Raw genomic sequence first — 26335 nt, forward strand, 5'->3', positions numbered from 1 at the left:
CAACAAATTGTGCATAAGTACGGATGTTCGCAGTTTTTTCACAGGTTTTTTCAACAATCCTGTGGATAATTTTCTGAAAAATTTGTCAATTAATAACTTACTATCGTAAGCATATATTTACTTTATATTTTATAATTACTTTCCCTTAATTATTTTTTCAAAAAAGTAAAAAAAGGTATCCCAGAATCATTTCTGAGACACCTTGTTATCTTAAAAGTCATCCTATAGCCACTAACAGCACTACTCCACCCAAGATTTTAACTCCATTCCTGGACGACCATTCATCGTCAGATTACCACGTTTACCAGCTTCAAACATCGGTGCTGCTGCAGCTCCAATCATTGCAGCATTGTCAGTACATAATTTCAATGGTGGTACATAGAATGGGATACCTTCGTCCGCAAAAGTTACCTCAAGTGATGTACGTAAGCCTTTATTCGCTGCTACACCGCCAGCTGCAATCACTTGCTTAACATTATATTGACGTGCTGCGCGTAATGTTTTTGCCGTTAACACTTCCACTACACTTTCCTGAAAGCCTTTTGCAACGGCTGTTGGGGAAATTTCTTCTCCTCGTTGATCCATATTGTGTTTATAGTTAATGACTGCAGATTTCAAGCCACTAAAGCTGAAATCATAGGAATCTTCCTCCAGCCAAACTCGAGGAAAAACAACAGCTTCCTCTCCTTCATGCGCCAACTGATCAATACGTGGGCCCCCAGGATATGGTAAGCCCAATACGCGCGCAACTTTATCGTATGCCTCACCTGCAGCATCATCTCGTGTTTCACCAATTACTTCAAATGAGCCATGCTCTTTCATATAAACAAGTTCCGTGTGTCCACCTGATACCACTAGAGCTAGTAATGGAAACTCCATCGGTTGTACCAAGGCATTCGCATAAATATGTCCTGCTATATGATGTACGCCTAAAATAGGCAAATTGTTTGCAAACGCAAAAGCCTTCGCCGCATTTATACCGATTAACAACGCTCCTACAAGACCAGGGCCCTCTGTTACTGCAACTGCATCTAAATCCGCTGGTTTCATATTTGCCTTCGCTAATGCCTCTTCGATGACAACTGTAATTTGCTCAACATGGTGACGTGATGCAATTTCTGGTACTACCCCACCAAATCGTTTATGACTTTCGATTTGTGAAGCCACAACATTCGAAATAATCTCTGAACCATTACGAATAATGGCTGCTGCTGTTTCATCACAACTTGATTCAATTGCTAAAATAACTAGATTATCCATTATAAATTCACCCACATGACAAGGGCATCCTCCCCGTTATCTGTATAATAACCCTTACGTATACCGCCATCTTGAAATGCAAGCTTACGATAAAGATTTTGTGCCACTGTATTGCTCTCACGCACCTCTAGACTCATTACATCCATGCCGTGTTCACGTGCAATGCGTATCGCCTCTCGCATTAAACCTTCGCCAATACCACGCCCACGAGCAGTCTCTATAACTGCCACATTCGTAATTTGTGCAGCATCTATGACCATCCACATACCACAAAAACCTATAATATTATTGCTTTCATCCACTGCTAGAACGTAATAAGCATACTGATTTTCATGCATTTCATAGTAAAAAGAATCAAGTGTCCAAGGCACTGGAAATGATGCTAGCTCAATTGCATATACTGCTGGTACATCTTCAGATACCATTTTACGATACGTTACATCATTACTCATGTGCCTTCTCCTTTTGTTCCTTTAACCAGTTTGCCTCAGCCTCAGCAATACGCTTGTATTGCGGTATAAAATGATGTATTGCCTCTACGCTCGGCAAGTCTCTCATACTTGCTAAACGTATTACCTCACTAGCACGAGGTAAGTCATCACTAAATGGCGCTCGGAGCGCATAATCACCAAGGACCTCTATGATTTTATCCCAAAAGATATCGACATCTGCTCCAATAAATAATATTGGCGATTCAAAAGCCTTCAAACGGTTTAACAGTCCGTCTATATGATCGTGATAATCTGCTACAACCACATCGAATCCAGCTCCATTATAAACAGCTGTGTAGACATTATTACGACGCGCATCAAAGATAGGACAAATTAGTCCATCATAAAGTGCAGCATTGGCTGCCAATGCCTTTAAACTAGATACACCGACTAATGGCTTTTGTAGTGTCCAAGCTAGTGTTTTGGCAAGCGTGACACCAATACGTACACCCGTATACGAACCAGGTCCCTCTGATACAGCAATGGCATCTAATTCGTTGGTTTTTATTCCTGCGTTTGCAAGAATATTTTCAATTGCAGGCATTGCTCCTGCAGAATGTGTTAATTTAATATTTTGGATAACCTCTGCCACTACCTTACCATCCTTTACAACAGCAACAGAAAGCGGCGCATTCGCTGTTTCAATTCCTAACCAGATCATTTCATTAGCTCCTCACATAATGCCTCATATCGCTCTCCATTGGGCGTTAACACAAAACGACGTTCATTGTCCCCAATTCGGTAAATTTCAATTGCTAAACGTTCCCGCGGTAAATCCTGTTCGATTAAATGGGCCCATTCAACAACTGACACGGCATCCCCGTAAAATAACTCGTCCCACCCAAGGTCTTCATCGCTTTCCGCCAAACGATATACATCTAAATGATTAAAAGGTAAACGCCCCTCATACTGTTTGATAATTGTAAAAGTTGGGCTATTAACTGTTCTCGTCACACCCAGCCCTTTTGCGAGTGCCTTTGTAAATGTAGTCTTACCAGCGCCAAGATCCCCCTCTAACGTAATGGTATCCTGTGCTTCTAGTAATTCCGCTAGCTTTAGTGCAAAATTCTCCGTATCTTCTAGTGACCTCATAATTATTTCAAACATTTTCTTTTTGTCCTCTCCTAGCTACATTACTTCTAGTTTACCGAAACATGCGCAAATGTTCAAAGCATCCAGTAATTTTCAAAAAAATAAACACGTCCTCTTTAGACGTGTCTACTTTCTAGTGGAATGCCCTTTCACTATAATAATCTCTTTACTTAGCAATTTTTCATCCTTAAATTGAACAATATAGGCTTGCGTCAACAGTATTTCATCATCCCAGCGGTAATGATTATCCCTTACTTTTTCTCCATGGCCTCCTGCTATTTCGATGACTTCTAAATATGTCATCCCTTCTTTTAATTGTTCAAATTCTGTTTGATTCATATTTTTTTGCCAGTGATACGTATTTGATTCTTCTATTTCAATAATTCGATCTATACACCCTCCCAAAATAACTAATAATCCTATGAATATGCCTGTATATATCATTCTCCAGAAATAGTAATATCGCATACAATCACCTCCGTACACTTTCAATCTACTACTAACTCAGTACCCATCACTGTCGATTGAGAAACTTAAAACTTTTTGCTTATATGGAAGAATTAAATGCTTTCTGTCTCACTATACATATGTAATGATATACAATTTAGTTCCTATAACTTCCGTGTCTGGTCTTCTCTCAATTTGGTGTTTCCTTTTCAGCTAACTTATTATGCCACTATAAATAAAAAAGCCCTTATGATATTTTCATATCATAAGAGCTGTATAATCAATAAATGGCGGTCCCGACCGGGATCGAACCGGCGATCTCCTGCGTGACAGGCAGGCATGTTAACCGCTACACCACGGGACCTCTTTAAGACATTAATAAATATAACATAAATATTTTCGCTATACAATGTTTTTTTTCATATTTCCAACAAATATAGCAAAAAAATTTTAATCCATGTTGCTACTAACTACCTAATAAAGTGTACAAAAAAACAGTCAGCACTATGCTGACTGTCTTACATGCCTAGCGACGTCCTACTCTCACAGGGGGAAGCCCCCAACTACCATCGGCGCTAAAGAGCTTAACTTCCGTGTTCGGTATGGGAACGGGTGTGACCTCTTTGCCATCATCACTAGACTATTGTTGGCTTTTAATATACGTCGTCTTTCTTTGTCAGCTTCAATCGCTTTCTCGAACTACTCGTATCTTGAAACCCTCTTTTAGAAAGTTGTTGTTCTTTCAAAACTGGATAAACGGTGCATTGAATGTTTCAAACATTTTGGTTAAGTCCTCGATCGATTAGTATTCGTCAGCTCCATGTGTCACCACACTTCCACCTCGAACCTATCTACCTCATCGTCTTTGAGGGATCTTACTTACTTGCGTAATGGGAAATCTCATCTTGAGGGGGGCTTCATGCTTAGATGCTTTCAGCACTTATCCCGTCCACACATAGCTACCCAGCGATGCCTTTGGCAAGACAACTGGTACACCAGCGGTGTGTCCATCCCGGTCCTCTCGTACTAAGGACAGCTCCTCTCAAATTTCCTACGCCCACGACGGATAGGGACCGAACTGTCTCACGACGTTCTGAACCCAGCTCGCGTACCGCTTTAATGGGCGAACAGCCCAACCCTTGGGACCGACTACAGCCCCAGGATGCGATGAGCCGACATCGAGGTGCCAAACCTCCCCGTCGATGTGGACTCTTGGGGGAGATAAGCCTGTTATCCCCGGGGTAGCTTTTATCCGTTGAGCGATGGCCCTTCCATGCGGAACCACCGGATCACTAAGCCCGTCTTTCGACCCTGCTCGACTTGTAGGTCTCGCAGTCAAGCTCCCTTGTGCCTTTACACTCTACGAATGATTTCCAACCATTCTGAGGGAACCTTTGGGCGCCTCCGTTACCTTTTAGGAGGCGACCGCCCCAGTCAAACTGTCCGCCTGACACTGTCTCCTGCCCCGCTAAGGGGCATGGGTTAGAATTTCAATACAACCAGGGTAGTATCCCACCGACGCCTCCTTCGAAGCTGGCGCTCCGAGATCTCTGGCTCCTACCTATCCTGTACAAGTTGTACCAAAATTCAATATCAGGCTACAGTAAAGCTCCACGGGGTCTTTCCGTCCTGTCGCGGGTAACCTGCATCTTCACAGGTACTATAATTTCACCGAGTCTCTCGTTGAGACAGTGCCCAGATCGTTACGCCTTTCGTGCGGGTCGGAACTTACCCGACAAGGAATTTCGCTACCTTAGGACCGTTATAGTTACGGCCGCCGTTTACTGGGGCTTCAATTCGCAGCTTCGCTTGCGCTAACCACTCCTCTTAACCTTCCAGCACCGGGCAGGCGTCAGCCCCTATACGTCACCTTACGGTTTTGCAGAGACCTGTGTTTTTGCTAAACAGTCGCCTGGGCCTATTCACTGCGGCTCTCATGCGCTTGCACGCTCAAGAGCACCCCTTCTCCCGAAGTTACGGGGTCATTTTGCCGAGTTCCTTAACGAGAGTTCTCTCGCACACCTTAGGATTCTCTCCTCGACTACCTGTGTCGGTTTGCGGTACGGGCACCTCTCACCTCGATAGAGGCTTTTCTTGGCAGTGTGAAATCAGGAACTTCGTCCTTAAAGGACTCGCCATCACAGCTCAACGTTACAGTGTGCGGATTTGCCTACACACACGCCTTACTGCTTGGACGCGCACAACCAACGGCGCGCTTACCCTATCCTACTGCGTCCCCCCATTTCTCAAACGGTGAGGAGGTGGTACAGGAATATCAACCTGTTGTCCATCGCCTACGCCTATCGGCCTCGGCTTAGGTCCCGACTAACCCTGAGCGGACGAGCCTTCCTCAGGAAACCTTAGTCATACGGTGGACGGGATTCTCACCCGTCTTTCGCTACTCATACCGGCATTCTCACTTCTAAGCGCTCCACCAGTCCTTCCGGTCTGACTTCAACGCACTTAGAACGCTCTCCTACCACTGACATCGTAGATGTCAATCCACAGCTTCGGTGAATCGTTTAGCCCCGATACATTTTCGGCGCAGCGTCACTCGACCAGTGAGCTATTACGCACTCTTTAAATGATGGCTGCTTCTAAGCCAACATCCTGGTTGTCTATGCAACGCCACATCCTTTTCCACTTAACGATTACTTTGGGACCTTAGCTGGTGGTCTGGGCTGTTTCCCTTTTGACTACGGATCTTATCACTCGCAGTCTGACTCCCGTGTATAAATATCTGGCATTCGGAGTTTGTCTGAATTCGGTAAACCGGGATGGCCCCCTAGTCCAAACAGTGCTCTACCTCCAGTATTCTCATCACGAGGCTAGCCCTAAAGCTATTTCGGAGAGAACCAGCTATCTCCAGGTTCGATTGGAATTTCTCCGCTACCCACACCTCATCCCCGCACTTTTCAACGTGCGTGGGTTCGGGCCTCCAGTAAGTGTTACCTTACCTTCACCCTGGACATGGGTAGATCACCTGGTTTCGGGTCTACGACCACGTACTAATTCGCCCTATTCAGACTCGCTTTCGCTGCGGCTCCGTCTTCTAAAACTTAACCTCGCACGTAATCGTAACTCGCCGGTTCATTCTACAAAAGGCACGCTATCACCCATTAACGGGCTCTAACTACTTGTAGGCACACGGTTTCAGGATCTCTTTCACTCCCCTTCCGGGGTGCTTTTCACCTTTCCCTCACGGTACTGGTTCACTATCGGTCACTAGGTAGTATTTAGCCTTGGGAGATGGTCCTCCCAGATTCCGACGGAATTTCACGTGTTCCGCCGTACTCAGGATCCACTCAGGAGGGAATGAACTTTCGACTACAGGGCTTTTACCTGCTCTGGCGGACCTTTCCAAGTCGCTTCATCTAACTCATTCTTTTGTAACTCCGTATTGAGTGTCCTACAACCCCAAGAGGCAAGCCTCTTGGTTTGGGCTCTTCCCGTTTCGCTCGCCGCTACTCAGGGAATCGATTTTTCTTTCTCTTCCTCCAGGTACTTAGATGTTTCAGTTCCCTGGGTCTGCCTTCAAGACGCTATGTATTCACGTCAAGATACTACGCGATTAAACGTAGTGGGTTCCCCCATTCGGAAATCTCCGGATCAAAGCTCACTTACAGCTCCCCGAAGCATATCGGTGTTAGTGCCGTCCTTCTTCGGCTCCTAGTGCCAAGGCATTCGCCGTGCGCCCTTAATAACTTAACCTACGTCGGCTTCCAATACACTGCGTATTTCGTTGTCAGCTTCACTCGTTCAGTCAGTCACGTACTAAGGTACGCTCCTTTCCTCTCTCGCTTGCTTCCTAGAACTACTTGTGTCTTGAAACCCTACATTATCTGTTATTAAGCCTAAAAAACTTAAAAAATAAATGTGTTTGTTACTATTTCAATGTCGTTTTATCCAGTTTTCAAAGAACAAGTTTTGAAGTTATTCATTCAGAAGAATGAACCTTCAAAACTGAACGCAAAACGTAATCTTACAAACCCAAGGTTTGTATTCCGAAAATATCCTTAGAAAGGAGGTGATCCAGCCGCACCTTCCGATACGGCTACCTTGTTACGACTTCACCCCAATCATCTATCCCACCTTCGGCGGCTGGCTCCAAAAGGTTACCTCACCGACTTCGGGTGTTACAAACTCTCGTGGTGTGACGGGCGGTGTGTACAAGGCCCGGGAACGTATTCACCGCGGCATGCTGATCCGCGATTACTAGCGATTCCGGCTTCATGTAGGCGAGTTGCAGCCTACAATCCGAACTGAGAACGACTTTATCGGATTAGCTCCCTCTCGCGAGTTGGCAACCGTTTGTATCGTCCATTGTAGCACGTGTGTAGCCCAGGTCATAAGGGGCATGATGATTTGACGTCATCCCCACCTTCCTCCGGTTTGTCACCGGCAGTCACCTTAGAGTGCCCAACTAAATGATGGCAACTAAGATCAAGGGTTGCGCTCGTTGCGGGACTTAACCCAACATCTCACGACACGAGCTGACGACAACCATGCACCACCTGTCACCGTTGTCCCCGAAGGGAAAACTGTATCTCTACAGTGGTCAATGGGATGTCAAGACCTGGTAAGGTTCTTCGCGTTGCTTCGAATTAAACCACATGCTCCACCGCTTGTGCGGGCCCCCGTCAATTCCTTTGAGTTTCAGTCTTGCGACCGTACTCCCCAGGCGGAGTGCTTAATGCGTTAGCTGCAGCACTAAGGGGCGGAAACCCCCTAACACTTAGCACTCATCGTTTACGGCGTGGACTACCAGGGTATCTAATCCTGTTTGCTCCCCACGCTTTCGCGCCTCAGTGTCAGTTACAGACCAGATAGTCGCCTTCGCCACTGGTGTTCCTCCAAATCTCTACGCATTTCACCGCTACACTTGGAATTCCACTATCCTCTTCTGCACTCAAGTCTCCCAGTTTCCAATGACCCTCCACGGTTGAGCCGTGGGCTTTCACATCAGACTTAAGAAACCACCTGCGCGCGCTTTACGCCCAATAATTCCGGACAACGCTTGCCACCTACGTATTACCGCGGCTGCTGGCACGTAGTTAGCCGTGGCTTTCTAATAAGGTACCGTCAAGGTACAGCCAGTTACTACTGTACTTGTTCTTCCCTTACAACAGAGTTTTACGAACCGAAATCCTTCTTCACTCACGCGGCGTTGCTCCATCAGGCTTTCGCCCATTGTGGAAGATTCCCTACTGCTGCCTCCCGTAGGAGTCTGGGCCGTGTCTCAGTCCCAGTGTGGCCGATCACCCTCTCAGGTCGGCTACGCATCGTTGCCTTGGTGAGCCGTTACCTCACCAACTAGCTAATGCGCCGCGGGCCCATCCTATAGCGACAGCCGAAACCGTCTTTTAGTCTTTCACCATGAAGTAAAAGAGATTATTTGGTATTAGCCCCGGTTTCCCGGAGTTATCCCAAACTATAAGGTAGGTTGCCCACGTGTTACTCACCCGTCCGCCGCTAAATCAGAGGAAGCAAGCTTCCTCATCATTCGCTCGACTTGCATGTATTAGGCACGCCGCCAGCGTTCGTCCTGAGCCAGGATCAAACTCTCCATAAAAGAAATTTGATTAGCTCAAATTGTTTTGCTGGCATCAATTTTGATGTCCAAATTTTGTTTTATTCACTAACCGAAGTTAGTTACTAAAAACGTTATTGATTACGTTTTGCATGTTCAGTTTTCAAGGTTCATATCATTCATATCGCCATCTCCAAGAGACAACTTCTATATCATAACTCTTGTGAAATCAAATGTCAATATGTTTTTTAAAAGTATTTTTGGAGCGGGTGATGAGAATCGAACTCACGACATCAGCTTGGAAGGCTGAGGTTTTACCATTAAACTACACCCGCGTTATATAGGTGATTCTTTTTTTATGGCGCGCCCGGCAGGAGTCGAACCCACAACCTTCTGATCCGTAGTCAGACGCTCTATCCAATTGAGCTACGGGCGCATATATTAGTTAGATGACTTGGTGCGGCCGAGAGGACTTGAACCTCCACGGGGTTGCCCCCACTAGGCCCTCAACCTAGCGCGTCTGCCATTCCGCCACGACCGCATTCAATTAGTAACTTTCTTATTATACTGCGATATTTTGAAATGTCAAGTCTTTTCCTTAGAAATGATGAGCCATGAAGGACTCGAACCTTCGACCCTCTGATTAAAAGTCAGATGCTCTACCAACTGAGCTAATGGCTCAAATATAAGAAATAAATGGCTGGGGTACTAGGATTCGAACCTAGGCATGACGGAATCAAAATCCGTTGCCTTACCGCTTGGCTATACCCCAATAAATGGCGGTCCCGACCGGGATCGAACCGGCGATCTCCTGCGTGACAGGCAGGCATGTTAACCGCTACACCACGGGACCAATGTTATTACTATTTTTTTAAAAAATGACCCCTACGGGATTCGAACCCGTGTTACCGCCGTGAAAGGGCGGTGTCTTAACCGCTTGACCAAGGGGCCATGGCTCCGAAGGCAGGACTCGAACCTGCGACAACCTGATTAACAGTCAGGTGCTACTACCAACTGAGCTACTTCGGAATAATTTATTGTTAAGTCGTCATTGTTATCTTGTCGACTTTTACTATTATAGGGATATCTTAAGAAAACGTCAACCTTTTTCTTAAAGTTTTTTTATTGCATTAATTTTAAAGGTCCTGAGCACTTGCCACAGCAGTACTTCTTCACATTTAATCTAATCTTTCTAAGATATAGCTGCTGGCATTTTACACATCTATATGTATGAAGAGGTCGCTCTTTCTTCCCCGTAGATGTAGACGTTTGCAAAGTAGAACAAAAGCGAGGTGCATCCACTTTTTTTAATAAATCTCGGAAATCTTTGTCACGATGCTGATAGCCTTTCCCTTCTAAATGCAAATGATAGTGGCATAGTTCATGACGAACTATTCCTTCTACTTCCCTCACTCCATATATTTCAAACGCCTTAGGGTTTATTTCAATATGGTGTGATTGTAATAGATAGCGGCCACCTGTGGAACGTAACCTCGCGTTGAAGTAAGCTTGATGCAGAAATGGTTTATGAAAGTTTTCTAATGAAATTCGATTAACAAGTTGTTGCAGTTCCTCGTTGGTCATAACATTCACCTCTAACAACAAGAATACCACACTGCGTAGTATAGACAGTGTGGCTAAAAATTATTACTTTTCAATCATTTGATCTCTTGGTGGTAGCATTGTTAATGAAATGCGCCCTTTATTTACTTCTATTTGCTCTACCCATACCGTAACAATATCACCTAATGCTACGACTTCTAATGGATGCTTAATACGTTTCTTCTGCAACTTAGAAATATGAACAAGACCATCCTGTTTTACACCAATATCAACAAACGCGCCAAAATCAACTACGTTTCTAACTGTCCCTTGTAACTCCATACCTACTTTTAAATCTTCCATTTTCAATACATCTGTTTTGAGTAATGGCTGAGGAAAGGCATCACGTGGATCACGACTTGGCTTCATTAAAGTATCCATTATATCTTGAATTGTAACAACACCAATTCCTAGATCTTCACTTAAAACTTGCACATCTAGGGTTGCAATTGCTTCTTCTGCTTTCTGAGAGCCTATTTCTTTTTTAGTTATATGTGCCGCTTCTAAAATTTGCTCTGCTAAACTGTAGCTTTCTGGATGGATACCAGTCCCGTCAAAAGGGTTTTTCGCTTCTGGTACACGTAAGAAACCTATTGCTTGCTCGTATGTTTTTGCGCCGAGTCGTGGAATTTTTTTCAACTGTGTTCGTGTAGTAAATTGTCCATTCTCTTCACGCACTTTAACAATATTCTCTGCAACTGTTTTCGACAGACCAGAGACATATTGAAGTAGCGATGCCGAAGCTGTATTAACATCTACTCCAACCTGATTTACTGCAGTTTCTACTATAAACGTTAACGACTCTGTTAGTTTCTTTTGCGAAACATCATGTTGGTACTGACCAACACCGACTGCTTTCGGTTCAATTTTCACTAATTCCGATAAAGGATCTTGCAGACGACGCGCAATCGATACAGCACTTCGTTGCTCTACTTGTAAATCAGGAAACTCAGCCCGTGCTACATCAGATGCAGAATAAACTGAAGCACCGGCTTCATTGACAATGACATATGCCACATCATTATTAACTTCATTCAATACATCTGCAATGAATTGCTCCGTTTCTCGAGAAGCTGTACCGTTACCAATAGCAATAATACTAATTGGGTATTTTGCTAAAATCGACTTCACGACTGATGTTGATTTTGCTACATCTGGTTTCGGCGGATGAGGGTAAATGGCCGTCACTTCAAGCATTTTACCTGTTTCATCCACAACAGCTAATTTACAGCCTGTTCGGTAAGCAGGGTCTACCCCTAAAACATACTTACCCTTCATCGGTGGTTGTAATAATAGATTACGAAGATTTTCAGAGAATATATGAATGGCTTGAGTTTCCGCCTTTTCTGTTAACTCGTTTCGTAATTCACGTTCAATAGATGGTTGGATTAGTCGCTTATAAGAGTCTTCAATGGCTAATTTCACTTCAGAAATTGCAGGTGAAGAGCCTGTCGCTGGAATCCACTCCTTCCACATAATCATGAGCACTCGATCTATCGGAACATGAATCGCAACTTTTAAAATCTCTTCTTTCTCCCCACGGTTCACAGCTAGTATACGATGTGGGACTATACGGTTGACAGGCTCTTCATACTCATAATACATTTCGAAAACATTTTTCTCGTCTGCTTCCGCATTCTTCACGCTTGTTGCCAGTACGCCCTCTTTCCAAGAAAACATACGGATTTTTTCTCGGATACCCGCGTCATCAGCAAAGCGCTCTGCCAGAATATCACGTGCACCTGTTAATGCTTCTTCAGCTGTTGGCACATTTTCTTCATCTACAAAGTCTTTTGCTAATAGCATTACATCTTCATTTCGAAACTCTAATAAAAGATTTGCTAACGGCTCTAGACCTTTTTCCTTAGCAATTGTCGCTTTCGTACGTCGCTTTTGCTTATAAGGACGATATAGATCTTCTACACGTTGTAAAACAGTCGAAGTTTGAATTGCCTTTTCTAATTCAGGTGTAAGCTTGTCCTGCTCCTGAATTAAACGCATAACTTCTTCTTTGCGTTGCTCAAGCTGCTGTATGTAGTGATAGCGATCCTCTACAGATTTAATTTGTACCTCATCAAGTGAACCAGTAGCTTCTTTTCGATAACGCGCGATGAACGGAACGGTATTTCCTTCATCCAATAATTTAATTACCGCCTCTGCTTGGCCTGGTTTAACAGCTACATCTTTTGCAATGAGCTGTAACATTTGCTTGTGTTCCACATCATCACTACCTTTTTCTTTTCATTTTACCATTACATACTAATATAAATGCAAAAAATAGCCTACTCCTAAGTAGAGTAGACAGCTTCTTTTAAATAATATAAGGCGCTTATTATTATAGGATAGAGGAACCCCATAGTAATAAACGCCTCTTTCTGATTTTTAGAGCGACACACTACCACTAGACAGGATGACCTCCTGCAATTTTTTAATGGCTTTCCGCTGTATCCTTGATACATGCATTTGAGAAATCCCCAATCGTTCTCCAGCTTCTTTTTGACTAAGTTGGTCTAAATAGGTAAGCTGTATAATTTGTTTTTCTCGTTCATTTAAAATTTCCATTGCATCGGATACAATCATTCTTCTATTGGTCATTTCATAACCAACATCTTCTTTACCCATAATATCGAATAACGTTACAGTACTTCCATCAGAATCAGATTCGATGGAATGGTCCATAGAAAGTGCCTGGTAACTGCGACTCATCTCCATCGCCTCTAAAACTTCCTCTTCTTGCACTTCTAATCGATCTGCGATTTCTTTAATAGAAGGTGATCTTTGTAATTCAATTGTCAGCGCTTCTACAGTTGATTTAATGCGGGGTCCTAATTCTTTAATTCGTCTTGGCACGTGAACATCCCATGTTTTATCACGTAAAAAGCGCTTAATTTCCCCTACAATGGTCGGAACAGCAAATGCCTCAAAGCTTCGGCCAAAATCTGGATCAAAACGTCTAATAGCACCTAATAAACCAAGCATCCCTACTTGGACGATATCATCATAATAAGATTTACCATGTGAATATTTACGAGCAATAGACTCTACCAAATACCGGTAATGAATGACTAAATTTGTTTGTGCTTCATCATCCTCAGTTGATTGGTACAGTGCAATCCACCTTAATACATCTTCCTTTGACGAAGATTTATGTAGTGATTCTTTCGACATTTTTTTCCACCTGCTCTCTAGCGACATACTTTGTCATGAAAACAGTTACGCCACCATCGTTATTAATCATCACCTCATCCATCAAAGTTTCCATTAAGTAAAGTCCTAAACCGCCTTCTCTTAGTCCCGCAATACTTTCCCCAGGAAGATAGGGTCCAATTTTCGACTTTACTTCCTCAAAATTGAAACTATTGCCGTAATCTGCAATCATTATTTCTATCTTATTTTCATATAAGGCACATCCAATTACGATTTCGCCTTCTTCAACTTCTTTATAAGCATGGTGAACAACATTCGTAACTGCTTCACTTGCTGCGATTTTTAAATCCTCAATATCATCATAATTAAATCCTATACGACTAGCTAATCCAGAAACAGTTAAACGAATCACACTGACAAATTGCGGCTTTGCAGGAACCCTTATTTCAATATAATCAAATTCCTTCATCAGCTAAATTCCACCTTTTTATCAGTTTCAATATCCATTAATTCACTTAATCCTGTTATTTCAAATAACCTTTGTAATCTATTTGATAAGCCGACTAGTTTAACTTTACCGCCCTCACGCGTGGCTCTTTTATAAAAAGCTACGAAAATGCCTAGCCCTGTACTATCCATATAATTTACTTTTGATAAATCCAGTTCGATTTCTAATCCCTTAGTAATCTTCACAGCCTCTAGTTCTTCACGTAGGCCTGAAGCTGTAAATGTATCGATTTCACCTTCAACAAATCCACATAATTTTGCACCGTCTTCTTTAAAATGGATCAACACGTCCATACAGCCCACCTCCACCTTATTTGTTAGACTCTTCTTCTAATTCCCTTACTATAAAATTCTAAACATATTTTTTACTTTTTTTTTATAATTACCACTGAAAAGTCATCTGATAGTTTAAAATCTTGAATTCTCTCTATTTCTTTATGAAGAAGATTACATAGTTGTTGTGCAGATTGGTGTTTATGCTCCGCAATCAATGACGTAATCATTTCACGTGAATTTACGTCATCATGCGCTCTAAATTCTGTAACACCATCTGTCATGATTATCACTATATCTTGTTCCTTTAAGGAAATTTTATTATATGAATACTTAATTTCAGGTAATACACCAAGTAGTAAACCTTTCGCCTCTAAAGAATAAAAGGTGTTTTCGTTGGCACGATAATGCAGCGCTGGTTCATGGCCTGCAGATGCGTAGGAAAAAATGTTATTTTGAATATCCAAGCAACCGTAAAACATAGAAACGAACATACTATCGTCCACACCTTTTTCAATGACGCGATTGATGACCTCTAATACATAGGAAGGATCTTTATAAGCATATTCTAACGTTTCAAGTCCAAATTTGACCATAGACATACACAGTGCGGCAGGAACGCCTTTGCCCACAACATCAGTCACAGCCACACTGAGGTAATCCTCTTGATCTTGTAAAAAATGTACATAGTCGCCGTTCATCTTACGAATCGGAATCGAAATCATACCAATATCAACGCTCGACAATTGTGGTATGACAGTTTTAAGTAATGTTTTTTGAATATTGGTTGCGATATTCATTTCTATTTCAAATTCAGCCTGCTTTTGCAATAAACTTTGGTGTTCTCTATGTGCCATCCCATAGTGCACCATTACTTCAATGAGAAAATCATATGCAGACTGCACTTCTTTTATTCTATCTGGAAAAATCTGCGCTATTGCGTTTTTATGAATGCTTACAACATCCTCTGGTGATACATTTTTTTGGATTAATTGACGGGTGAAATTTTGACCAATATATAAATTTTTTTCAGTTTTATCGATCATATAATCCGATAAAATTTTTTTATATTGCTTCTCTAATTCTTTCAAATTATCCACCTCCTAACACAGCCGTTTTTCTGTTCGGATAATCGTACCTTCTCCTACTATAGATTGTATGTCCATGCTATCCATTAACCTCTTAACACCAGGTAAGCCTGCACCTAGTCCACCAGTTGTTGAATAGCCATCTTCCATTACTTTTCGAACATCCTTAATACCTGGGCCTTTGTCTGATGCAATAATAACAATTTTCTTTTCAGCTTCTGTTTCAACTCTCTCTACTTCTATAAAACCAATATTTGCGTATAAATATATATTTCTAGCTAATTCACTAATTGCTGTGGTTATTCGAGCTTGATCAACAGTTCCAAATCCAAGTGCCTTCGCCTCATTGCGCCCTAGTTGTCTTGCTGCAACTATATCCCACTCAGTAATAATTTCAACCGAAGACTTTACTGTCACTGTTGTCCCTCCAATTCCTTACGGAGTTATATTCTATTCACCTTGCATTTTAATATTTTATGAATGTCAAAAAAATGGAGGTTATTTTCTATGTAAATCTCCATAAACCTTTCGACAATTTTTCACAAAAATCTACTTTTATTATAATGCTTGTGTCTATTTTAAATCTATTTATACCATTTTTGAATAGTAAATTAAATTTATGGTAATGTAGAATTTGAGAATAGAAATATTAAAAAAGCATCCAGATGAATAAATCATCCAGATGCTCTATACATATATGTATATCAAAATTTGACAAGTCCTAAACTTATCATTAACGCACCATCTACCTTTTCCATCACTGCATGATCAAGTTGCGTAATACGATCTGTCAGCCTAGACTTATCGATTGTACGTACTTGTTCGAGCAAAATGACCGAATCACGTTCAAAACCATACTTTTCAGCATTGATTTCAACGTGTGTCGGTAGTTTTGCCTTTTGTATCTGTGCAGTAATTGCTGCGATGATGACAGTCGGACTAAATCGATTGCCAATATCATTTTGAATAATTAACACCGGCCTAGTACCACCTTGCTCGGAACCGACTACCGGCGATAAATCTGCAAAAAAAACGTCACCACGTTTTACATTCAAAGTGTCATCCCCCGCTAACGAGACGCTCCACTGTATGTTGTGCTTCATATTCTGCATGCAAGCATTCACTTGCAATCATCAGATTAATATGAGACATTTCAACATATCCTTTCATCATAGCTTCCCGTATTTGATTTGGTTGCTCCTGCATTAAATTTTTGCGCGACAAAATATGCACAAAAGATTCACCTTCAATTACTTCCTTTGTTTGTAGAAATAATCTGTCTTGAACAGCAATTGTAGCTTCTCTAAACTTTTTCTCGTACACAGCAAGCACCTCCAACGGAACCATCACTTTTCATTACTACTCATTCTACCATTGAAAGATATTGTTGAAAAGACACGAAATGACAAAATATCTGACAATTAGAAGTATAAGTTGTGAAATCTTTGTTGGTTGTCGAAGGAATATGTGTTTTAAATATATATTCTAGGGACTCTTGCTGTTATAATGCACGGTACTTCATAATTTATAGTTTCAAGCTTTGCTGCCCATTCATTCATTGAAATAACTTCTTGCCCTTGACGACCAATGAGCGTTACTTTCTCTCCTATAGCATATGCTTTTGGGAGGGCAACCATACATTGGTCCATGCAAATTCGTCCAACTATCGGCGTTCTTTGTCCACCAATAATAACTTCTTGTCCAGCTAGTTTACGAATTACGCCATCCGCATAGCCTACTGGGATAGTACCTATCCACATATCTATAGGAGCAACAAATGTTGCACCATAGCCTACTGATTCGCCTACCTTTAAGTGCTTTACATGTACAAGCTCACTTTCAAGTGAAAAGGCTGGGTTCAAGGGAAATGGTAAAATCTCTTCAACATAAGACGATGGCGATAATCCATACATGGAAATACCATATCGTACTGCATCAAATTGTAAATGCGCATCTTTCACTAAAGACGTCGCTGTATTTGAAGCATGTACAAGTCTTGGTTTTTCAGGTAATACGGATATAAGTTTTTCAAAACACTGCACTTGGCTATCGAAATATTGCGTATCCTCCTCATCGGCTGTTGCGAAGTGTGTGAAGATTCCGTCAAGCTCCACATTATCCGTTAGTTGAATCGTATGATATAAATCTAATAATTGTTCCTCTGTACGTACGCCGATTCTTCCCATTCCACTATCTACTTTAATATGTAGGCGTAGAGGATTTACTATATTAGTAATAAGTGTCGAAACTTGTTGTAGCCATTCTCTTGCAAATGTAGTAAGAATAATGCGTTGCTGAGCTGCGTATGGTGCAAACGACACTGGCGAAGCTCCTAATACTAGTATGTCTGGTTCTTCAAAATGTGCTCGAATATGTAATGCTTCGTCCGGTGTAGCTACGGCTAGCATTGTTGCGCCTGCTTCCAGCGCCGCTTTTGCAACGGCTACATCGCCATGTCCATATGCATTTGCCTTCACTACTGCGATAACTTGTACATTTGGTTGAAGTAGCTCTTTTAAGTTTCTCACGTTTTGTTGAATCGCTTGTAAGTCTATAATTGCTTTGGTTGGTCTAAAATGCTGCTGTGTCTCCATTAGAATACCCTCTTTATGTTTTATTAAACCATTATGTAATACCAAAATACTTTTTTATTTATTATACCTTGAAATAAAATCTAGTTGGGTTCGTATTGCTCTGGGTGTTAAAGCACCTGAATAGTGTTAATATACAACTTTTTTTATTATAAATGTACTCTTTTGCTTAACTAGCTACAGCTTTCTTCACCTAGAAAGCTGTAGCTAGTAAAAAACTACTTCATACTACTTATCGTCATCGAACTAGCAACTTCAATCATTTCTTCGCGCGTCAGCTTACTCGATGCTACAAAGAAGGCAACGCCATCTTTTTCCCAACTAATAGATGTATCTGTGATAGCACCAATTGTAAAGCCTAAGTCAACAGGATCTCCCGGAGAAGTTACCGGCAACATAGCAGTCTCTTTCGTAGCTGGTTGTTGCATCACAGTATACGCCTTATCACCTTCAAATGTTAAGATGACACGCTCCATACCACCATCATTCATAGCTTGCTCATCAACCATTGTTGTGTTTTCAAAATTCACAACTGGGTAATGTGTTTGGAATTCTTCATACTCTACTTCTGCACCAACTGCTTCTTTATCATCTTTTTCTGCTGGCGCGGCTTGTTCGCCCTTCGTTTCATCTGATTCAGTAAATTGCTCTACTGCATATTCTTTCGCAGCATGTTGTACACCTAATTTTATATTTTTAAATGTAATACGAATTTGCTCTTCCTTCACATCATTCATAATTACTACCGATGTAGGAAGCATTGATTTTTTATCAACTGTTATGACCTGGTGAGGCATACTATTTTTATAGCTATTTCTAGTAGCCGCTTCAAATATATATGCTTTGTCCTCTTCTTTCATGACTAAATTTTTATCTTCTGCTAAATCTTCTGCAAGTGCTCCAATTAAATAGGCCTGACTATTTTTCTTTGGCCAATCACTTTGAAACTTATACATTTTGTTCAATGTTGGTGTAACGACAAAGACGCCATCTGCATTGCGCACAATCATTTGCGAAACATCTTTCCCACTTTCTACTACTTCTACTCGGTAAAAATCAGGTTTAGTATGCCAAACAGTTACATCATACTTTCTCGGTTCACCACCCGATTTAATCTCCATCGTAGCGTCTAATTCATAACCATTTGTCTCTGACCACTTGCCATTAACTTTCTTCAACACTTTTTCCTGTGAGGCTGTACCACATGCCGACAGAAGTAATATCGCACAAATTAAAACGAGCCAAGTAACTAAACGGTTGCCCACGCTTTCACCCTTTCTTCTTTCAAATCCACTACGACAATATATGAACTGTATTTGTCAGTTATGTCTTTTGAAGAGAGTAGGCTATATATTTATCTTCATCCATCATATGTTTTGTGGCAGAATCGAAGTAACCATAAGCCCTCCTACCCTACAGCTAGCAAGATGAACGCGATTGCTTTTTAACGAACGATTGTACTGTGGCTAACTAAACGAAAACACCTACTGGCAAATGTCGCAATTTTTCTGGGAGTGAATTGTGCCAATCACAATTTACTACAATAGTAATATTACTTGTGCAGCTGCATATTGCTGAGTATGTGTAATGCTGACATATCCGTCCACTCGTTCCCCTTTAAAATATAGAACCGGATTACCAGCTTCTCCTCTTAATATCTCGATATCTTGGAGCTCACATTCTTTACCTATACCCGTACCTAACGCTTTAGAAAAAGCTTCTTTGGCGGCAAATCGCCCTGCCAAAAATTCTATTTTGCGAGTTTCTGAATGTGTTGCAAATATTGTCTGTTCCCTTTGAGATAAAATACGTTCCATAAATTTATTTGAACGTGCCATCACCTTAGCAATGCGTTCGATTTCTACAATGTCGAGACCAATTCCTTTAATCATATGAACTTCTCCTTTTCTTATTTCCAAAAAGCCATGTATAATAATTGTAAATTGAGGTGGAGCAATGTTTAGTAGAACAGAAAATTTTAAGCAATATACAAAGTATTATCCTGTTGTTTCAACATTAATAGCAGTCAATCTTATCCTTTATGTATTAACTCTTTTACCTGGCATAGGTACGCTTTTGTGGAACTATGGTGTGCAAGCAAATTTCCTCGTACAAAACGGTGAATGGTGGCGTGTTTTCTCAGCAATGTTTTTACATGCTGGCTTTATGCATGTACTCTTCAATATGTTTTCACTGTATTTATTCGGGCCTGAGCTTGAAAAGATTGCAGGTAAGGCACGTTTCATCACGATTTACTTAGTATCAGGTGTTATCGGTAACATGGCAACCTTTATGCTAAATGATAGTAGCTATGCGAGTCTTGGCGCAAGCGGCGCTATCTTTGGAATTTTTGGTGCTTTTGGGGCACTTGTATACTATACTCGTCGTACCATGCCTATGCTACGTAAGGTTATTTTACCGATTATCGTCATTAGTGTTATTATGACGTTTTTACAGCCCAATGTGAATGTCTATGCTCATTTAGGTGGTTTAGTAACCGGATTCATTCTCGGACTTGTCTACCTACATCCAAAAAGAATCTTAAGTTGGCGTAAGCAAAAGATGGCAGGTAAATAACGCGAAAAAAGAGAGTGAGGTCATTAATTTAACCTTCACTCTTTTGTTGTTTATCTACTTTCAGGCTTTATTGTTCTTTCCGTTTCACATTTGCTCTTTGTTGATCAAATTATAACGCAACAGTTTCTCCTTTAGTTGATTTAATTTTTTTCCACTCAGCGGCCGTTAACCCATATACAACCTGGTCTACATGATGATCATATAACCATTCTGCATCTCTAAGACGGCCTTCTTCATGAAAGCCTAACACTTTAGGTATGGTGCGACTTCGAATATTCCCTACTGCTACACGTACCTCAATGCGATTTAACTTCAAATAGCTAAAAGCATAATCAATAAAGGCTTTCATCGAATTAGTAACTAACCCTTTGCCGACAAAATCTTTACCTAACCAATAACCTATACTCGTCCATTTATGTTGCCAATTCACTTGATGAAAGCCAATTACACCCGCAAGTTTACCTTCATAGTAAATCCCAGCTTGTATTCCATTATTATTTGCATATTGTTGCATTGCATTTCTCACAAATTGTTCAGTATCTTTTACCGTTATCACATCATCCACAAATGGCAACCACTCTCGCAACGTGTCCCTTGAACGATCAGTCAGTGCAAATAATTCATCCACATCACTTAAATCTAACAATTTCAAATATGTTTTCTCACAAATATCATATTTAAACACGATTACCACCCCTTACGTTTGATTTATTCTATTATATACATCATTTTTGTAAATTTATAGATAAAAAAGCTAATCTTCACATTTTACTGTAAGATTAGCTTTTATAGTTGTCATCAATATTCATACCAAGATAATATTGTTTCAGCATCACGTTGTTCCAAACTAGGAACATTACCTGTCATACCTGTCATACCTGACATTACTGTAGCCTTAACAGACATAACATTTTTCCTCTTTTGGAAATATGTTTGTGTACACTCCACCGATTGTATACGCTTTTTCTCCATACAAAATGTTATACGACTAAACAGACGATATTGCATGGTAAATTGTTTACCATCAATCATATAGCCTGCCGTTTTATGTTGCCATACACCAAGTAATATCGTTAATGGAATCAGGAGCAACGATAGCAAACCATACGGATATAAGAAATAACTGCCTGCACCAATTATCGGTATAAGCCAAATAAAATCAATGCGATAAAAAAATGGACGAGCTCGTTTTGGTGAACGTGTGAATTCAGGATGCCAGTTCATATCCGGAAAAAGTTCAGCTAATGTTTGTAGACAATCCGACTTTTTAATAAGTGGAAACAGTGCAATTTTCTTATCTCCACCTGTTTCACCGTTTCCTCCAGCACTTTCTACAACAACTGTTGCAAAGCCTGTTAACTGACGTAAAGGATTTTCAACAATGCGAATAGCTTGAATTCGATTTAAAGGTAAGGTAATGCGCTTCTTTTCCAGCAAACCCTTTGTAATAATAAGCTTTTCGTCTTCAATTCGAACTGTATAATCGTAATAATTTACAAGTGTAATCATGACGGATACAAACCATGCGACTATAAGAATTAGCATGACTGTCAATGCTACTAAAAACGCACCAACTTTTACAAAGTCGGAAAGCTCATGGAATACTGCTTCATACGGAATAATATCTGAAAACTGTGAGACTACTGCCACAAGCCCCGAAAGCACTACGCCAATTCCACCAGAGGTTGTTGCTAACACCAGTAAATCACGGATTGACATATGATAAATTGTCGGAACTATCACTTCTTCCACATGCGTAGAATCAAGCGACTGTCCTGCTTCAATGTGTTGATCTACTTGACTTTTCGCCCGACGCATTTCAAGTTCAATAACATCTGCTGCCACCTTGCGTATTGCTGTTAATTCTACCTCTGGCTTACCGCCCTTACTACCAGCGGTTTCAACTTGCACCTTTACTAAACCAAATAAACGATGAAAAATGCCCTCATTATAATTTAAGCTTTGAATGCGTTCAAATGGAATATATCGTTTCTTCTTTACGAACAATCCGTACTTTACACGTAGTTCACCATCCTCAAACCAATAGACAAATGTGCGCCATTTTATAAGACCACCTACAAGTGCAAGTACTGCCGCTCCACCCCATACACCAAACAATAAAATCGTTTCAAAAAAATGTTCACTGTGGAAGTTAAATGAAAAATTAAAGCCATTACTAATAATAATAATCGCAACTGGTAAAATCATACTCTTCAATGCTTTTATAGTCGTGATAATGGCCGACACTGGGTGCAAACGATAAATTTCATTAGACATCATCTTCCGCCACCCTTGCTAATTCCGAAATACGCGCACGCAGTCCATCTGCCTCATCCATGATAAGTGCAGGAATTGTATGTACAGTAGCAGCAGTAGAAATCGAAATATTACCGAGATTATATCTTTTTAATATCGGCCCTTGTGTTGTATCAACGTGTTGAACACGCACCATTGGAATCAGTGTACGTTTTACAACGAATAAGCCATGCTGCACTTCGATTTCTTGTTCACGTACTTCATAACGCCAACGATCCCAACGAATCTTCGGAAATAAATAGACAGACAGAATGACACTCAGTAAAACAACAGCACCTGCAATAAAATAAATGAATGTTGGCCATTCAAAATAATATACGCCATAACATACAAATGCTGCCACAATTATGAGTACCACGGTCTGAATTACACCATATAGTCGCCATACCGTTAGCCCTTTACGAGAAATTTGATGAATTGGTTCTGCTCTCAAAGTTGTTCCTCCTCTTTTATTCAACTATGTATACGTACCTAAACACCATATTGTTTCAATTAAAAACGAAAAAAACCTTACAGTCAAATTAGACTGTAAGGTTCAAAATGAGTATTAGTCTTCATGGCGGCGAGGAGCTCTAGAACGTCCTTGGCCTTGTCCTTGACTTTGACCTTGTCCACCTTCACGGCGACCTCCGTCACGACGTCCGCCATCTCGGCGACCTCCACGATCTCCACCGCGGCGTTCTCCGCTTCGTCCGCCTTCTCGACGGCCTCCGCTGAAGTTACGACCTCCACGGCCTCCACTGCGGCCTCCGCCACCGCCAGAACGTTCACGACGCATTGGTAATGGACGCTCTTCTGTAATTGTTACAGGTGTATCATCAGGCTCTTTTGTTAATGAGCGTAATGCAGCAGCAACTACATCTGTTGCATCATGGTTTTCAAGTAATTCTGCAGCAAGAGTGCGGTATTCACCTAAGTCATTGTTAGTAACAAGACCCTCAAGCTTCTCAACAGCTAAACGTTGTTGACCAACCAATGCTTCGTCAGTTGTTGGTGGACGAAGTGGCGTCATGCGTTTTTTCGTAGTATCTTCAACGATACGTAGGTAACCCATTTCACGTGGTGTTACGAAAGTGATTGCTGTACCCGATTTACCAGCACGACCAGTACGTCCAATACGGTGAACGTAAGATTCTGGATCTTGTGGAATATCGAAGTTGTAAACATGCGTTACGCCTGAAATATCAAGACCACGAGCAGCTACGTCCGTTGCAATTAAAATGTCAATTTTACCCTCTTTGAATTGACGTAAAACTGAAATACGTTTCGCTTGGCTTAAATCACCATGAATACCTTCTGCAAGGTAACCACGTACGCTTAGCGCTTGTGATAATTCATCAACACGGCGTTTTGTACGACCAAAGATAATCGCAAGTTCCGGTTTTTGAACATCTAATAAACGAGATAACGCATCAAATTTCTCACGTTCAGTCGCTTTCACGAAGAACTGCTCGATATTTTCAACTGTCATTTCTTTTGCTTTAATTTTAACTACTTCTGGGTTGTTCATGAAAGTTTCAGCAATTTTACGAATAGCTGGTGGCATAGTAGCTGAGAACAATAATGTTTGACGGCTAGATGGCACGCTTTCTAAAATTGTGTTAATGTCATCGATGAAGCCCATGTTCAGCATTTCATCCGCTTCGTCTAGTACAAGTGTTTGAACTTCTTCTAATTTAAGCGTACGACGATTAATATGGTCTAAAATACGCCCTGGTGTACCAACAATAATTTGTGGCTTATTTTTCAGTGCACGGATTTGACGACCAATTTCTTGACCACCGTAAACTGATAATAATTTAACACGTTTGTCGTAACCTAATTTATATAGTTCTTCTGAAACTTGAATCGCTAACTCACGAGTCGGAGCGATGATTAAAGCTTGGATTGCAGGGTTTTTAGGATCGATTTTCTCAATAAGTGGAATACCGAATGCTGCTGTTTTACCAGTACCAGTTTGCGCTTGACCTAAAACGTCGCGGCCTTCCATTGCAAACTTGATAGTACCTTCTTGTATTGGTGTTGCTTCTTCAAATCCCATACGCTTTAGTGAACGTAATGAAGATTCGCTAATATTTAATTCTGAAAAATTTGTCAAACTTCTCAATCTCCTTTTTCCTTTATAAGTTGACAAATGGTTACATTTTCAGATGAAGTTGTCGGCAAATTCGAGCCTGTGGTGTGGAACGTTTCCGTTACTTAAAAATTCTCTCTACGTGGATGTATCGTGTAGAGCTCTCTTATATGAAAAGGAAAGCCCGGTCTTTACCGAGCGGTTCAATTCTGTCGTAATTATTCACTTAGAATAAAACCGTTATGTTCAAAAAAAAGCACTCTTCAACCAAATCATGAAGAGTCTTCGCACAAAATGTATCCATTGCTTACACTAGTCTATCACGTGAATCAGTCGTATGCAACGATAACGCATGAGTCGTAATAATCTGACTACTTATTGACCCTTTAAAAATTCAAGAACCCTTAAAAACCAAGCAGAGCAATCCTCGCCATAACAAATATGATGCTTGCCATTATCAGAAAAATACAAATGTTTGTCTTTCGAGGCAAGTTGATCATACAAAAATTGTGCCGTATGATATGGTACAATACCGTCTAATTTTCCCTGGATTATAAATACTGGATTTTTTATATTTTTATAATACGGCGCTACCGCTTGAACGAGTTTCATAAATTCAATTGTTGCTGATAAGGGCACGTTGTTAAATTTACTGCGATAACGTAAAAACAGTTCATTATTAGAAAGATTGCGATGGTAAGCCTCTGTCGCCAGCATTTTAAAATCCTTAACAAGCTGCTTTGGACTCACGTACCTCGCGGCCGCACTAAGTAACACAAGCTTTTTCACTTTATAACGTTGCGCCAAGTATAAAGCGATAATACCACCCATCGAAAAGCCAACTATTATTACTTCATCCACCTTTTTCGCAAGTGCACGAAAAGCTAGTTCAGTATCCATTAGCCAATGTTTTGCTGTAAAACCTCGCATATGCAATTCTTCACCATGTCCAGATAAGGTGGGCGTCTCAATCAACCAATCTGTCTGCGCCCGTAAATAAGCTGTAAATGGTTCTACTTCGTAAGGTCCACCTGAAAATCCATGTATACATAGCACCCCTACTGTCATTACCTCACCCCTAGAAAAGAAACTAGTTTGGCAACTAGCACTTATTGATTAATCCCACACTAATTAAATACTAGGAAATCTACTTCAAAAGATGGGAATTCGAGATGATTCAAAAGTGGCCCATCATCATTATGTACCTAAATAGAATTAATATACTCCATTCACAACACCCTTTGAAGCCATCTATGTAATGATAATATATGAATATGTAACTAAATCCCCCAGTCTTTACCTCCGTTAATGTAGTGCTGAAGCAAAAATAACAATTTTAA

At 40.9% G+C, this 26335-nt stretch carries 23 protein-coding genes, 9 tRNA genes and 3 rRNA genes; 1 reads left to right on the plus strand and 34 read right to left on the minus strand.

Annotation, left to right across the window (positions count from 1 at the left end):
* Positions 1 to 240 precede the first annotated feature (240 nt).
* The 29 genes from tsaD to acpS all read right to left on the minus strand — a co-directional run bounded on the left by tsaD (position 241) and on the right by acpS (position 19920).
* Positions 241 to 1260, minus strand: coding sequence for a tRNA (adenosine(37)-N6)-threonylcarbamoyltransferase complex transferase subunit TsaD (gene tsaD / locus C9J31_RS21060; protein ID WP_107925483.1), 1020 nt, complete (start codon positions 1258 to 1260; stop codon positions 241 to 243).
* Complete coding sequence (gene rimI, locus C9J31_RS21065) at positions 1260 to 1712, minus strand: ribosomal protein S18-alanine N-acetyltransferase (RefSeq protein ID WP_107951637.1); 453 nt, start codon at positions 1710 to 1712, stop codon at positions 1260 to 1262. The genes tsaD and rimI overlap by 1 nt, the downstream gene beginning before the upstream one ends.
* Complete coding sequence (tsaB, locus tag C9J31_RS21070) at positions 1705 to 2412, minus strand: tRNA (adenosine(37)-N6)-threonylcarbamoyltransferase complex dimerization subunit type 1 TsaB (RefSeq protein ID WP_054768342.1); 708 nt, start codon at positions 2410 to 2412, stop codon at positions 1705 to 1707. The genes rimI and tsaB overlap by 8 nt, the downstream gene beginning before the upstream one ends.
* Complete coding sequence (gene tsaE, locus C9J31_RS21075) at positions 2409 to 2858, minus strand: tRNA (adenosine(37)-N6)-threonylcarbamoyltransferase complex ATPase subunit type 1 TsaE (RefSeq protein WP_054768341.1); 450 nt, start codon at positions 2856 to 2858, stop codon at positions 2409 to 2411. The genes tsaB and tsaE overlap by 4 nt, the downstream gene beginning before the upstream one ends.
* Before the next feature lie 111 nt (positions 2859 to 2969).
* On the minus strand, positions 2970 to 3311 hold the full coding sequence (locus tag C9J31_RS21080; RefSeq protein WP_107951636.1) for a hypothetical protein: 342 nt from the start codon (positions 3309 to 3311) through the stop codon (positions 2970 to 2972).
* Between the two features lie 267 nt (positions 3312 to 3578).
* Positions 3579 to 3654 (minus strand) — tRNA-Asp (locus tag C9J31_RS21085).
* A 160-nt stretch (positions 3655 to 3814) separates the two neighbouring features.
* Positions 3815 to 3930 (minus strand): 5S ribosomal RNA (rrf, locus tag C9J31_RS21090).
* Between the two features lie 142 nt (positions 3931 to 4072).
* Positions 4073 to 7001, minus strand: a 23S ribosomal RNA gene (locus C9J31_RS21095).
* 309 nt (positions 7002 to 7310) lie between these two features.
* Positions 7311 to 8862, minus strand: a 16S ribosomal RNA gene (locus C9J31_RS21100).
* The 16S, 23S and 5S rRNA genes sit together here with 9 tRNA genes alongside, the layout of an rRNA operon.
* A gap of 219 nt (positions 8863 to 9081) precedes the next feature.
* Positions 9082 to 9155 (minus strand) — tRNA-Gly (locus C9J31_RS21105).
* 24 nt (positions 9156 to 9179) lie between these two features.
* A tRNA-Arg gene (locus C9J31_RS21110) sits at positions 9180 to 9256 on the minus strand.
* 19 nt (positions 9257 to 9275) lie between these two features.
* Positions 9276 to 9361 (minus strand) — tRNA-Leu (locus C9J31_RS21115).
* A gap of 67 nt (positions 9362 to 9428) precedes the next feature.
* Positions 9429 to 9501, minus strand: a tRNA-Lys gene (locus C9J31_RS21120).
* 16 nt (positions 9502 to 9517) lie between these two features.
* Positions 9518 to 9592, minus strand: a tRNA-Gln gene (locus C9J31_RS21125).
* Positions 9593 to 9597: 5 nt separating this feature from the next.
* Positions 9598 to 9673: transfer RNA gene (locus C9J31_RS21130), tRNA-Asp, on the minus strand.
* A gap of 26 nt (positions 9674 to 9699) precedes the next feature.
* Positions 9700 to 9771: transfer RNA gene (locus C9J31_RS21135), tRNA-Glu, on the minus strand.
* A 1-nt stretch (position 9772) separates the two neighbouring features.
* A tRNA-Asn gene (locus C9J31_RS21140) sits at positions 9773 to 9849 on the minus strand.
* A 93-nt stretch (positions 9850 to 9942) separates the two neighbouring features.
* A complete protein-coding gene (locus tag C9J31_RS21145) occupies positions 9943 to 10404 on the minus strand; it encodes a SprT family protein (protein ID WP_107948858.1) in 462 nt (153 codons plus the stop codon).
* 63 nt (positions 10405 to 10467) lie between these two features.
* The gene (locus tag C9J31_RS21150) at positions 10468 to 12642 is read right to left on the minus strand and encodes a Tex family protein (protein ID WP_107948856.1); all 2175 of its coding nucleotides are present in this window, start codon (positions 12640 to 12642) and stop codon (positions 10468 to 10470) included.
* A 162-nt stretch (positions 12643 to 12804) separates the two neighbouring features.
* Positions 12805 to 13590, minus strand: a complete 786-nt coding sequence (gene sigB, locus C9J31_RS21155; protein WP_107948854.1) for an RNA polymerase sigma factor SigB — start codon at positions 13588 to 13590, stop codon at positions 12805 to 12807.
* Positions 13568 to 14038 (minus strand): anti-sigma B factor RsbW, encoded by a 471-nt coding sequence (rsbW, locus tag C9J31_RS21160; RefSeq protein ID WP_107925474.1) that lies wholly within the window; start codon positions 14036 to 14038, stop codon positions 13568 to 13570. Before rsbW ends, sigB begins: the two co-directional genes overlap by 23 nt.
* Positions 14038 to 14370 carry an STAS domain-containing protein gene (locus C9J31_RS21165; RefSeq protein WP_054768251.1) on the minus strand — a complete coding sequence of 111 codons (333 nt, stop codon included), beginning with the start codon at positions 14368 to 14370 and terminating at the stop codon, positions 14038 to 14040. Before C9J31_RS21165 ends, rsbW begins: the two co-directional genes overlap by 1 nt.
* Positions 14371 to 14441: 71 nt before the next feature.
* Positions 14442 to 15440, minus strand: coding sequence for a PP2C family protein-serine/threonine phosphatase (locus tag C9J31_RS21170; RefSeq protein ID WP_107948852.1), 999 nt, complete (start codon positions 15438 to 15440; stop codon positions 14442 to 14444).
* Positions 15441 to 15452: 12 nt separating this feature from the next.
* Entirely contained in the window at positions 15453 to 15854 is a 402-nt protein-coding gene (locus tag C9J31_RS21175) for an anti-sigma regulatory factor (RefSeq protein WP_054768250.1), read from the minus strand.
* 287 nt (positions 15855 to 16141) lie between these two features.
* Positions 16142 to 16492, minus strand: coding sequence for a type II toxin-antitoxin system PemK/MazF family toxin (locus C9J31_RS21180; protein ID WP_008177055.1), 351 nt, complete (start codon positions 16490 to 16492; stop codon positions 16142 to 16144).
* 4 nt (positions 16493 to 16496) lie between these two features.
* Positions 16497 to 16760 carry a hypothetical protein gene (locus C9J31_RS21185; protein WP_054768249.1) on the minus strand — a complete coding sequence of 88 codons (264 nt, stop codon included), beginning with the start codon at positions 16758 to 16760 and terminating at the stop codon, positions 16497 to 16499.
* 149 nt (positions 16761 to 16909) lie between these two features.
* Entirely contained in the window at positions 16910 to 18031 is a 1122-nt protein-coding gene (gene alr, locus C9J31_RS21190) for an alanine racemase (RefSeq protein WP_107948850.1), read from the minus strand.
* 215 nt (positions 18032 to 18246) lie between these two features.
* Positions 18247 to 19293: a LolA family protein gene (locus tag C9J31_RS21195; RefSeq protein ID WP_107948848.1), complete on the minus strand. Its 1047-nt coding sequence runs from the start codon at positions 19291 to 19293 to the stop codon at positions 18247 to 18249.
* 273 nt (positions 19294 to 19566) lie between these two features.
* Positions 19567 to 19920 carry a holo-ACP synthase gene (gene acpS, locus C9J31_RS21200; RefSeq protein WP_107948846.1) on the minus strand — a complete coding sequence of 118 codons (354 nt, stop codon included), beginning with the start codon at positions 19918 to 19920 and terminating at the stop codon, positions 19567 to 19569.
* Between the two features lie 64 nt (positions 19921 to 19984).
* Here acpS and C9J31_RS21205 point away from each other — a divergent pair, with 64 nt between their 5' ends.
* Entirely contained in the window at positions 19985 to 20605 is a 621-nt protein-coding gene (locus tag C9J31_RS21205; RefSeq protein ID WP_054768246.1) for a rhomboid family intramembrane serine protease, read from the plus strand.
* A gap of 109 nt (positions 20606 to 20714) precedes the next feature.
* On the opposite strand, the gene C9J31_RS21210 is transcribed toward C9J31_RS21205, so the two are convergent.
* The 5 genes from C9J31_RS21210 to C9J31_RS21230 all read right to left on the minus strand — a co-directional run bounded on the left by C9J31_RS21210 (position 20715) and on the right by C9J31_RS21230 (position 26063).
* Positions 20715 to 21290 carry a GNAT family N-acetyltransferase gene (locus C9J31_RS21210; RefSeq protein ID WP_107925468.1) on the minus strand — a complete coding sequence of 192 codons (576 nt, stop codon included), beginning with the start codon at positions 21288 to 21290 and terminating at the stop codon, positions 20715 to 20717.
* A gap of 113 nt (positions 21291 to 21403) precedes the next feature.
* Positions 21404 to 22882, minus strand: a complete 1479-nt coding sequence (locus C9J31_RS21215; protein WP_107925466.1) for a PH domain-containing protein — start codon at positions 22880 to 22882, stop codon at positions 21404 to 21406.
* Positions 22875 to 23354 (minus strand): PH domain-containing protein, encoded by a 480-nt coding sequence (locus C9J31_RS21220; RefSeq protein WP_107948844.1) that lies wholly within the window; start codon positions 23352 to 23354, stop codon positions 22875 to 22877. Before C9J31_RS21220 ends, C9J31_RS21215 begins: the two co-directional genes overlap by 8 nt.
* A 114-nt stretch (positions 23355 to 23468) precedes the next feature.
* Entirely contained in the window at positions 23469 to 25019 is a 1551-nt protein-coding gene (gene cshA, locus C9J31_RS21225; RefSeq protein ID WP_107948842.1) for a degradosome RNA helicase CshA, read from the minus strand.
* A 351-nt stretch (positions 25020 to 25370) separates the two neighbouring features.
* The gene (locus C9J31_RS21230; RefSeq protein ID WP_107948840.1) at positions 25371 to 26063 is read right to left on the minus strand and encodes an alpha/beta hydrolase; all 693 of its coding nucleotides are present in this window, start codon (positions 26061 to 26063) and stop codon (positions 25371 to 25373) included.
* Between the last annotated feature and the right edge of the window lie 272 nt (positions 26064 to 26335).

This window comes from Lysinibacillus parviboronicapiens (assembly GCF_003049605.2).
GTDB lineage: Bacteria > Bacillota > Bacilli > Bacillales_A > Planococcaceae > Lysinibacillus > Lysinibacillus parviboronicapiens.